Source organism: Roseateles sp. (assembly GCF_044373315.1).
In the GTDB taxonomy this organism is placed as follows: domain Bacteria; phylum Pseudomonadota; class Gammaproteobacteria; order Burkholderiales; family Burkholderiaceae_C; genus JACDQM01.
Map to the genome: position 1 here is coordinate 1 of NZ_JBILQK010000108.1, position 10,153 is coordinate 10,153.

The following is a 10,153-nucleotide window of genomic DNA, read 5'->3' on the forward strand; positions in this document are numbered from 1 at the left end:
GTACTTGCCCAGGTCCTGGCCGGCGCGGGCCAGCAGCACGACATCGGCAGCGCCGGCGTCGAGCTGGCGCGCAGCAGCCTCGGCCAGCGCCATGCCGCGCTCGATCTGCTGCAGGCTCAGTGGCTTGTCCTCGCAAGTACTACCGGCCCGCGCGGCGCTGGCGGCGAAGACCAGCAGCAACCGGACGGTGGCGCGGAGCTTAGCGGCGCTCATCGCGTCAACTGCTCGTTGTGGAGCAGGGCCTGGCCGATGGCATTCGGCACGAAGGCGATCACCTCGCCAGCGACGGACAGCACATAGCCGCTGGCGATCACCGTGACGAACAGGGCCGTGCCCGTCGCGGCGCTGGCACGGCCGCTGAACTCCACGCTGGCGCGGGCGCCATCGGAAGCGCGCTCCAGCACCCAGACCGTGCCGCGGGCGCTCGTCTCGATGGCGACCACGGTCAGCACCGCGCCGGCGGCGAACAGCGCCACCGGCGCGGCCACCGAGACGGCCACCGGGAACATCGACAGCGCACTGGCCTGCGAAACGGTGGACTGAGCCCGGGCCGGCAGCTGCAGGGTCAGGCCCAGCAGCAGGGTGGACAGGATGAGGGGGATCTTGGGCTTCATGAGTTTTCTCCTCATTCGCTCTCGCGAGCCGGGTGGTTGTGGCCCACGTGGCGGGCTTCGAGCAGATCGGCCTCGTGCGCGTCGCGCAGCATCTTGGCCAGCGTGAAGACGGTGGAGATCAGGAACAGCCAGCTGACCAGCAGATAGGCCTTCCAGACCGGCTGTATGCCCATGCGCCACAGGCCCCAGCCGGTCAAGCTCATCGCTAGCGCGAAGCCTGACCAGACGACCAGTTGCCACATCGGTGTGTCGACACGCCGGCCTTCGTTGTCGCGGACGAACTTGGCCAGCGCGAAGGCGGAGGACAGGCAGAACACATAGCCCATCACCATGAAGGCGCGGTCGAGGTCGTCGCCGGGCAGCCAGACCAGGCCGCTGGCACAGAGGCTGCTGGCGATGCCGAACGAGGCCCAGACCTGGAAGCGCCAGGCGCGGGTGTCACGGTGGATGAGCGGGTGTTGTGCAGTGCGGTGCATGGAATCGGCTCCCTGGCTGTTGTGATGCCGCGATCTTGGGACGCCGGATGTCCTGCGCAGCCCGATTTCCACGCCGGTGGCGTGCGGTGGCCGTCGCAGTAGCGCGTTACGCTACCGGCGTGCCGCTGCTGCAGGCGGCCGGCGCCCTCTACACCTACGCCCCATGTCAAGCACCCAGACTCTCATCGAAGTCATCAAGGCCGAACTCAAGAACCAGGGCCTCAGCTATGCCGACATGGCGCGCGAGCTGGGCCTGTCGGAGTCCAGCGTCAAGCGCATGTTCGCGCCCGGCGGCGAGATGCCGCTGTCGCGCGTGGATGATGTGTGTCGTGTGCTCGATACCGAGTTCGCCGAACTGGCCCGCCGCATGGCGGAGCGCGAACCGCTGCGCATGGAGCTGACGCTGGCACAGGAGAAGGCTGTGGTGGCGGATGCCAAACTGCTGCTGCTGGCCATCTGCTGCCTGAGCCAGTGGAGCTCGGAGCAGATCCTTGCCACCTACCGGGTCAGCGAGGCCGAGGTGACGCGCTATCTGGCGGCACTGGACAGGCTGGGCATCATCGAGCTCAAGCCCTTGAACCGCTACAAGCTGCGCGTGGCCAAGACCTTTCGCTGGCGGCCGCACGGGCCGGTGATGCAGTTCTTCCGCGAGCGGGTGATGGGCGAGTTCTTCGCGGGCGGCTTCGACGGCGAAACCGAGCTGCTGATGCTGGTGCATGGCCAGCTGGGCCATGGCATGGCACGCGAGCTGGTCTCACGCCTGCAGCGCGTGGCTGACGATTTTGCGCGGCAGCATCTGCTCGACCAGAAGCTGCCGGAGGGAGAAAAGAAGCCCTACACGCTGGTGATGGGCATGCGGTCCTGGGTGTTCGAGGCCTTCAGGCACCTGCAGCGCGCCGGGCTGGCGCGCTCCTGACTTACAGAACCTGCGCCACCTGCTCGAAGCCCAGGCGCGGGCCGCGCGGGTAGTTGCCGCTGGCGTCGCCGTAGCCGAGGTTGATCAGGAACTGGGCCTGGAAGCGGCCGTCCGGGAAGAACTCGGCGTTCACCTTGGCGGCGTCGAAGCCGGCCATCGGGCCGCAGTCCAGACCCAGCAGCCGGGCAGCGATGATGAAGTAGGCGCCCTGCAGATGCGAGTCGCGGCTGGCGGTGCCGGCGGCCATGGCGGCGTTGCCGGCAAACATATCGCGTGCGCCCGGCACGGCGGCGAACTGGCTGGGCAGGTGCTCGTAGAACTGGCTGTCAGCCGCCACGATCACCGTGACCGGCGCTGCCAGCGTCTTGTCGAGGTTGCCGGCTGCCAGCGCTGGCGCCAGGCGCTGCTTGGCCTCGGGGCTCTGGACGAAGACATAGCGCACCGGCTGGCCGTTCATCGCGGTCGGGCCCCATTGCGCCAGCTCGACGACCTGGCGCAGCGTGGCCTCGCTGACAGCTTCGGGCCGGAACTTGTTGAAGGTGCGGGCCTGGCGGAAAGCGAGGTCCAGCGTGGCGGCATCGGCAGTGTGGTGGCTCATGGCGGCATCTCGTGGGGTTGCGATGGGCTGACTGTAGGCGCCACCCGGCCTGGCGCGATTGCGCGGCTTTGAAACCAGGCTTCAAGCGTGCTGAATGCCGGTCGGCGTCACCAGAATTCCCAGCGCCCTGTCGCCACCACCCAGATGCCCAGTGCGCCGTTGGTCACCGCATGCGCGATCACGGCCGTCCAGAGCTTGCCGCTGCGCACATACAGCCAGGCGTAGGCCAGGCCGGCCACGATGGCCGCCAGCCACAGCGTGTGCGCCAGCATGAAGATGAAGGTGGAGAGCACGATGGCCTTGAAGCTGGCGCGTGCCGGGTCGACCGCCTCGAAGCGCGGGTTGTCGATCCAGCGCATCAGGAAGCTGCGCCAGAACAGCTCTTCCATCACCGGCACCAGCAGCGCCGCGCCGACCCAGCGCAGCAGCACCAGCGGCCAGATCAGCTGGCCGTGCTCATCCAGTGGCACGAAGCTGGCTGTCGGGGCGCTGAGCTGCATCCAGGGTGCGTCCAGCTGGATCCAGACGACGAAGACCAGCAGGCCGACGCCGACGGCCTGCAGCAGCTCGCGGGGCTCGGGCAGGTTCTGGCGCGCCAGTTCGCCGTACTCGCGCCAGAACCAGATCAGCGCGCCGGCCACCAGCAGCACGCTCAGGCCGTAGATCCAGCGCGCGTCGAAGTTCACGCCGGACGGCAGCGCGCCGCGCAGGCCGAGCAAGGCCATGAAGATTGCAAAAGGGACGATGCGCGCGAGCGCGGCGGGGCTGAGCTTCATGGGGCCGCAGCTTAGCTTCGATCACACGCAGCAGCCGAAGCGATTCGGCAGCCTGAAGAAAACTGCACAGTCTGCAAATAGACCATGTGGTTGCTAAGGGAAACGCATTGGTTCAAAGTCCGCCCGTCGCCTGCTGTACGAGCTTCTTGCTCAGCAGCCTGACGGCACCCCAGCCACTTCTCCCCAAAAGGACCGAATCATGAAGAAGACCCTCCTCGCCCTTGCCCTGGCCGCCACCGCTGTCGCAGCCCAGGCCAAGGACATCGTCGACACGGCCGTGGCCGCCGGCAGCTTCAAGACCTTGGCCACCGCGTTGCAGGCCGCCGGCCTGGTTGAGACGCTGAAAGGCAAGGGCCCGTTCACTGTGTTTGCGCCCACCGACGAAGCTTTTGCCAAGATCCCGAAGGCCGACCTGGACGCGCTGCTGAAGGACAAGGCCAAGCTGACAGCGGTGCTGACCTACCACGTGGTGCCCGGCAAGGTGATGGCAAAGGACGTCAAGGCTGGCAAGGTCAAGACCGTGCAGGGCGGCGAGCTGACCATCGCCACGACGGGCGGCGTGACGGTGGACAAGGCCAAGGTCATCAAGACCGACATCGTGGCCGACAACGGCGTGATCCACGTCATCGACAGCGTCGTGCTGCCGAAGTGATGCCACGCGGCGCGGTGCGCCGCTGGCGTGAGGTCCTGCCCGGCTGTGGCCGGGCGGGACAGGGCGCTGACTCTCAGCGCCCGCCGGAGACGTCCAGCACAGCACCCACCGTGTAGCTGGCTGCATCGGACAACAGCCAGGCGATGGCCTCGGCCACTTCCACGGCGTGGCCCAATCGCTGGATAGGGATTTGCATTGCTGCGCCTGCGAGCAGGTCGGCCGTGCCACTGTCGGCGTGGATCTCGGTGTCGATGATGCCGGGGCGCACACCGTTGACCCGGATGCCTTCGCCGATCAGCTCGCGGGCCAGGCCGACGGTGAGGCTGTCGATGGCGCCCTTGCTGGCGGCGTAGTCCACATAGACGCCCGGCGAGCCCAGCTGGGCAGCGCGCGAGGAGAGGTTGACGATGGCGCCGCCGGTGCCGCCATGGCGTGTGCTCATGCGCCGCGTGGCTTCGCGGCAGCACAGCAGCGTGCCCATCACATTGACGCCAAAGACATGCTGCCAGCGCGCCATGTCCATCTCATCGAGGCGGGCGGCGGGGGCCACGATGCCGGCGTTGTTGACCAGGCCGTCGAGGCGCCCCAGCTCGACGTCGACGCGCGCGAACATGGACAGCACCTGGGCCTCGTCAGCCACGTCGGCCTGCACACACAGCACCCGGCGCCCCAGCGCGCGCAGCTCGCCGGCCAGTGAGTCGGCGGCCTGGCTGTCACGCGCGTAGTTCAGCGCCAGGTCATGGCCGCGCTGCGCCAGCAGCCGCGCGGTGGCGGCGCCGATGCCGCGGCTGGCGCCGGTGATCAGCGTGAGCGGCGCCGGCCCGCCCATCAGGCCAGCGCCACGCGGTTGCGGCCCAGATGCTTGGCCCGGTACATGGCGCTGTCAGCCTTGGCGATCAGCAGATCGCAGGCGTGCGGCGGTGTGCTGGCCAGCCCGATGCTGAGCGTCACTTCCAGGCCCGGGGCCAGGTCTTGCCAGGGGAATTGCTCGACGCGCTCGCGCAGCCGCTCGCAGACTTCGAAGGCGCGGTCGGCCACCGTATCGGGGAACAGCACCAGGAACTCCTCGCCGCCGTAGCGCAGCAGCAGGTCGGTGCCACGGGTGTTCTCCTGCAGCATGGTGGCCAGCGCCTGCAGCACGCGGTCGCCGATCTCATGGCCATGCACGTCGTTGACGCTCTTGAAGTTGTCAGCGTCGATCAGGGCCAGCGTCAGGGGCTGGCCGCTGCGCTCAGCCTCGCGCACCAGCGCCGGCATGCGGTTTTCGAGCAGGCGGCGGTTGCCCAGCCCGGTCAGCGGGTCGCGTTCCGCATGCCCTTGCAATAGCTCGGCGCGTTCGCGTTCGGCGTGCGCCTCGCGGCGCGCCGTGTCGGCCTGGCTGCGGGCCTGCTCGGCCTCCAGGCGGGTGACGAAGAAGCGCGATTGCGCCATCAGCTGTGCGATCGAGCGGCCGCGTTCGATGGACTGGAAGGCCTCATGTGCCTGCAGGGCCTCCTCATGCCGGCCCAGGGTCTTGGCGGCACGGTACAGCGCATGGTGCAGGCGCAGTGCGGTGGCCGCCGGGGCGCTGCCGCCGGCTTCCTGGAGCAGCAGGCGCAGATCCGCGTAGGCTTCGTCAGCCTGCTGGCGGATCAGCATCAGCTCGGCCAGCGAGCAGCGCACGCGCCAGGCCTGCGCCTGAAAGCCGCGCAGGCGCGCCTCGTCCAGCGTATGGGTGAGCAGAGCTTCGGCCTCTTCGAGCGCGCCGGAGTGGAGCAAGGCCTCACCCAGATTGCCCTCGGTCATCACCAGCGGAAAGGGATCGCCGTACTGCTGGGCGTAGGGCTTCGCCTCGCGGGCATAGCGCAGCGCACGCTCCAGTGCGCTGGCGCATTCGGCATCGTTGCCGCTGTCACGCAGCAGGTAATAGGCGCCCAGCGCAACGCCGCTGAGGTTGTTGAGCGTGACCATGCGCTCGAAGGGTGTGGCGTGCTCGCGCACCAGCGCCGCAGCCTCGCCCATCAGTCGCTCGGCCTGCCAGGGATCGCCCATGCGCTCGAAGGTGGCACCCAGCGCGTTCAGCGATAGCGCGATCTGGCGCATGTCCCCGAGTTCCTGGGCCACGGCATAGCCCTCGTTGGCGCAGCGGATGGCGGTGTCGAAGTCGCCGGTCTCGAAGCCGCCCAGCGTCATCCAGCGCAGCAACTCGCACAGCGACTCGCTTGGGCCCTGCGCACGCAGCAGCGGCAGGACGGCATCGCCGGCGCGAATCATCGCGGCCAGCGCGCCGCGGCGATAGAGGAAGAAAGCGCGCAGTCGGCCGGCCTCGACCTGCTCGGCGACTAAGCCTTGCGCCAGGGCCAGCTCCCAGGCCTGTTGCGCTAGCGTCAGGCCATCGTCGAGTTGGGATTCGAGCTGGGCGCGGCGCGCACCGGCCAGAGCCTGGGGCAGGGCGTCGTGCGAGGCCTCGCTGTCGACGGCTTCTTGCATGGAGTGGGCTACGTTTGGCTACAACAGCCCAAGGTTAGCCGATCTGCCCGCCGACGCTGGCGCACATCGCACAGCGCTGCGGCTTGAGTCGAGTCTTGCTCTGGGTATCTACCGGCTCGTCGGCATCACGAATTCGGCGCCCTTGCCAATGCTGGCGGGCCAGCGCTGCATCACGCTCTTTTGCTTGGTGTAGAAGCGCACGCCTTCCTCTCCATAGGCATGCATATCGCCGAACAGGCTCTTCTTCCAGCCGCCGAAGCCATGCCAGGCCATCGGCACCGGGATGGGCACATTGATGCCCACCATGCCGACCTGGATGCGGCGGGCGAATTCGCGCGCCACATTGCCGTCGCTGGTGAAGCAAGCCACGCCGTTGCCGTATTCATGCGCGTTGACCAGATCCACTGCCTGCGCGAAATCAGCCACGCGCACGCAGGCCAGCACCGGGCCGAAGATTTCTTCCTTGTAGATGCGCATCGAAGGCGTCACATGGTCGAACAGCGTGCCGCCGGTGAAGAAGCCAGCCTCGCAGCCTGCCACCTTCAGCCCGCGGCCGTCGACCACCAGCTGCGCGCCTTCCTCGATGCCCAGGGCCACATAGCCCTCGATGCGGTCGCGTGCCTGCGCCGTGACGATAGGCCCCATCTCGGCATCGAGCTCCATGCCGTTCTTGACCTTCAGATGCTTAGCGCGCTCGGCCAGCTTCGGAATGATCTTGTCGGCCACATCGCCGACCAGCACCGCCACCGAGATCGCCATGCAGCGCTCGCCGGCCGAGCCGTAGGCCGCGCCGATCAGCGCGTCCACGGCCTGATCGATGTCGGCGTCGGGCATCACCACCATATGGTTCTTGGCGCCGCCCAGGGCCTGGACGCGCTTGCCGTTGCGGGCACCAGTCTCGTAGATGTATTGCGCGATCGGCGTCGAGCCGACGAAGGAGATCGCCTTCACATCCGGGTGGTTCAGCAGCGCATCGACCACCACCTTGTCGCCCTGCACCACGTTGAAGATACCGTCGGGCAGACCGGCCTGCTTGAACAGCTCAGCCATGAACAGGCTGGGCGAGGGGTCGCGCTCGCTGGGCTTCAGGATGAATGCATTGCCGGTTGCGATGGCAACCGGCGCCATCCACATCGGCACCATGAAGGGAAAGTTGAAGGGCGTGATGCCAGCCACCACGCCCAGCGGCTGGCGCATTGTCCAGTTGTCGATGCCGGTGGAGACCTGCTCGGTGTAGTCGCCCTTGAGCAGCTGCGGCACGCCGCAGGCGAACTCGACGATGTCGATGCCGCGCGTCACCTCGCCCTGCGCATCGGTGAAGACCTTGCCATGCTCGGCGGTGATCATCGCGGCAATGTCGTCGCGGTGCTTGTTGAGCAGCTCCAGGAACTTGAACATCACGCGCGCACGACGCAGCGGCGGCGAATCGGCCCAAGCCGGGAAGGCGGCCTGCGCATTGGCAACCGCCTTGTCCACGTCTTCGGCGCTGCCGAGCTGCAGCTGGCGGGCGACCGCGCCTGTGGTGGGGTTATAGACCGCCTGCGTGCGGCCCGAGCTGGCCGGCACCGCGGCGCCACCGATGTAGTGCGTCAGGTCCTGACTGCGGGTGTAGGCGGGCGTGCTGGCGAGGGCCATGGCGGTCTCCTGGATCGAAAGGGATGCGGTCAGTCTAGGGCGGCACCCTGGCACTGCCAATCCGCTTTCGGCGATTTGATTGTTCGATAATCTGAACAATCATGAGTGCCGCAACCGAACGCCAGCCCGAGCTTCGCAACGACCTGCTGTGGGGCCAGCTGCACGCGCTCACGGTGGTGGCCCAGCTCGGCAGCTTCACCAAGGCGGCGCAGCGCCTGTCGCTGTCCAAGGCCGCGATCAGCCAGCGCATCGCCGATCTGGAGCGCGCGATGGGCGCGCAACTGGTGGCACGCACCACGCGCTCGGTGCGCCTGACCGAGGCCGGCCAGCGCCTGATCGAGGACACCGAGTCTTCCTTCGCGCAGATCACCCGCAGCCTTGCCGAGTTGCGCGACGCCGCCGGCCAGCCGCGCGGCCTTCTGCGCATCACCGCGCCGGTGGCGCTGGGGCGGCAGCATGTGGCGCCGCAGCTGGACGCGTTTCTACGGCGTTATCAAGAGATCCGCATAGAGCTGGACCTGTCGGACCGTCTGGTGCCGCTTGCGCAGGAGGGCTTCGACCTGGCAATCCGCCACACCAGCGCGCCGCCGGACACGCATGTGGCGGTCAAGCTGTGTGACTCGCGTGCGCTGCTGCTGGCCAGCAGCGCCTACCTGAAGAAGCACGGCACGCCGATGCATCCCGCCGAGCTGGCTACTCACGCCTGCCTGCCCTATCTGCGGCCCGGACCCGCGGTGTGGCTGTTCGAGCAACGCGGCAATGCCGGGCCTGAGCGCCTTAAAGTGCCTGTGCAAGGGCCGCTGCGCGCCGCCAATAGCGAAGTGCTGCGCGAGGCTGCGCTGGCGGGCCTGGGCATCGCCTTGCTGCCTGACTTCAGTGCCGCGCCGGCCGTGCGCGCCGGTCGGCTCAAGGAGTTGCTGCCGGACTGGCGGCCGGTGGGCTTCTTCGGCGATGCGATCTATGCGCTGCACCCCTGGAGCTCCAGCACGCCGCGGCCGGTGCGCCTGTTCATCGAGCATCTGAAGCAGGCGCTGGGCGCAGGCTTCTGAGCCGGCGCCCAAAAAAAGACGCCCGGCCGGCGGACCGGTCGGGCGTTGCAAGTCCTTGAGGAAACAAGGACGTCGTTGGGACGTTCGCATGGCCGCTGCCACGCATGCCCTGCACTCTAGGCCCGGCCCGGCCGGCCAGCTATCCCACCCATAGGGGATGACCTTTCGCATGCCTAGCATCCGCGGCGTCCGCTGCGGCCGCCGCCCGCGCCGGGGCGGGAACGCCGACAATAGCCCCATGAGCCAAAACCCGCGCCCCCCTGCCCGCCGCGGCGGTCCGTCGACCCTGCGTGCCGCAGCACCGAAGTCCGCGCCGCAGCCTGCCGCCAAGCCGCCAGCCAAGCCCTTGAGCGAAGCCGAAATGGAGCGCCTGGAGGCCTTGCTGGACAGCGTGCCGGCGCCGCTGGAGCCGCTGGACCTGGGCATGCTGGACGGCTATCTGGTGGGCGTGCTGCTGCAGCCCAAGCTGATCCAGGCCTTCCAGTGGCTGCCCTTTGTTCTGGACAGCGAGGGGCGCAAGCCACCGGCGGGGTTTGACAGCCGCGAGCTGACCGAGCTGGTCAAGCGCCGGCATCAGGAACTTAACCGTGCCATCACCGGCCGGCAGTGGTTCGACCCCTGGGTGTTCGAGCTGGAGGACGAGGCCGAACTGTCCGAAGCTCTGCTGCCCTGGGTGGCCGGCTTTGCGCTGGCTGCTGAAGAGTTTCCCGAGCTGATGCGCCAGGACGCGGCGTCCTTGCTGGAGCCGCTGGCGGCGATCTACCGCCACCTGGATCCAGATGATCTGGAAGATGCCGACGAACTGCTCGAAGAGATCGAGACGCTGGAGCCGCCTGCCGATCTGGAGGAGGCGGTGGAAAGCCTGGTGGCGGCCTGCCTGATGCTGGCCGATGTGACGCGGCCGCAGCAGGCCGAGGCCAGCGCGGCCCGCGGCAAACCGCCGGCGCGCCGCGGTCCGCCGCAGCGCG

At 68.2% G+C, this 10,153-nt stretch carries 11 protein-coding genes and 1 pseudogene; 4 read left to right on the forward strand and 8 right to left on the reverse strand.

The annotated features are described in order from the left end of the window. The 3 genes and pseudogenes from ACIQ67_RS17385 to ACIQ67_RS17395 form a co-directional block, all read right to left on the reverse strand. Positions 1-213 (reverse strand): annotated as a pseudogene (locus ACIQ67_RS17385) (DUF2145 domain-containing protein); the annotation flags it as partial. Then, the gene (locus tag ACIQ67_RS17390; RefSeq protein WP_397535638.1) at positions 210-614 is read right to left on the reverse strand and encodes a hypothetical protein; all 405 of its coding nucleotides are present in this window, start codon (positions 612-614) and stop codon (positions 210-212) included. The gene ACIQ67_RS17390 and the pseudogene ACIQ67_RS17385, both read right to left, overlap by 4 nt. 11 nt (positions 615-625) lie before the next feature. Beyond that, entirely contained in the window at positions 626-1,090 is a 465-nt protein-coding gene (locus ACIQ67_RS17395; protein ID WP_397535639.1) for a YiaA/YiaB family inner membrane protein, read from the reverse strand. 163 nt (positions 1,091-1,253) lie between these two features. Here ACIQ67_RS17395 and ACIQ67_RS17400 point away from each other — a divergent pair, with 163 nt between their 5' ends. Then, positions 1,254-2,006, forward strand: coding sequence for a helix-turn-helix domain-containing protein (locus ACIQ67_RS17400; RefSeq protein ID WP_397535640.1), 753 nt, complete (start codon positions 1,254-1,256; stop codon positions 2,004-2,006). 1 nt (position 2,007) lies between these two features. Here ACIQ67_RS17400 and ACIQ67_RS17405 read toward each other — a convergent pair whose 3' ends face one another. After that, positions 2,008-2,604 (reverse strand): malonic semialdehyde reductase, encoded by a 597-nt coding sequence (locus ACIQ67_RS17405; RefSeq protein ID WP_397535641.1) that lies wholly within the window; start codon positions 2,602-2,604, stop codon positions 2,008-2,010. A gap of 107 nt (positions 2,605-2,711) precedes the next feature. Further along, positions 2,712-3,380 (reverse strand): CAAX prenyl protease-related protein, encoded by a 669-nt coding sequence (locus ACIQ67_RS17410; RefSeq protein ID WP_397535642.1) that lies wholly within the window; start codon positions 3,378-3,380, stop codon positions 2,712-2,714. Between the two features lie 199 nt (positions 3,381-3,579). On the opposite strand from ACIQ67_RS17410, the gene ACIQ67_RS17415 reads away from it, so the two are divergent. Then, positions 3,580-4,032, forward strand: a complete 453-nt coding sequence (locus ACIQ67_RS17415) for a fasciclin domain-containing protein (RefSeq protein WP_397535643.1) — start codon at positions 3,580-3,582, stop codon at positions 4,030-4,032. Positions 4,033-4,105: 73 nt separating this feature from the next. Here ACIQ67_RS17415 and ACIQ67_RS17420 read toward each other — a convergent pair whose 3' ends face one another. The 3 genes from ACIQ67_RS17420 to ACIQ67_RS17430 all read right to left on the reverse strand — a co-directional run bounded on the left by ACIQ67_RS17420 (position 4,106) and on the right by ACIQ67_RS17430 (position 8,136). After that, a complete protein-coding gene (locus ACIQ67_RS17420; protein ID WP_397535644.1) occupies positions 4,106-4,861 on the reverse strand; it encodes an SDR family oxidoreductase in 756 nt (251 codons plus the stop codon). Then, a complete protein-coding gene (locus ACIQ67_RS17425; RefSeq protein WP_397535645.1) occupies positions 4,861-6,501 on the reverse strand; it encodes a diguanylate cyclase in 1,641 nt (546 codons plus the stop codon). The genes ACIQ67_RS17420 and ACIQ67_RS17425 overlap by 1 nt, the downstream gene beginning before the upstream one ends. A 108-nt stretch (positions 6,502-6,609) precedes the next feature. Next, entirely contained in the window at positions 6,610-8,136 is a 1,527-nt protein-coding gene (locus ACIQ67_RS17430; protein WP_397535646.1) for a CoA-acylating methylmalonate-semialdehyde dehydrogenase, read from the reverse strand. Positions 8,137-8,237: 101 nt separating this feature from the next. On the opposite strand from ACIQ67_RS17430, the gene ACIQ67_RS17435 reads away from it, so the two are divergent. Beyond that, complete coding sequence (locus tag ACIQ67_RS17435) at positions 8,238-9,185, forward strand: LysR substrate-binding domain-containing protein (RefSeq protein WP_397535647.1); 948 nt, start codon at positions 8,238-8,240, stop codon at positions 9,183-9,185. 238 nt (positions 9,186-9,423) lie between these two features. After that, the coding region (locus ACIQ67_RS17440) for a YecA family protein (RefSeq protein ID WP_397535648.1) at positions 9,424-10,153 on the forward strand (730 nt) is incomplete at its 3' end.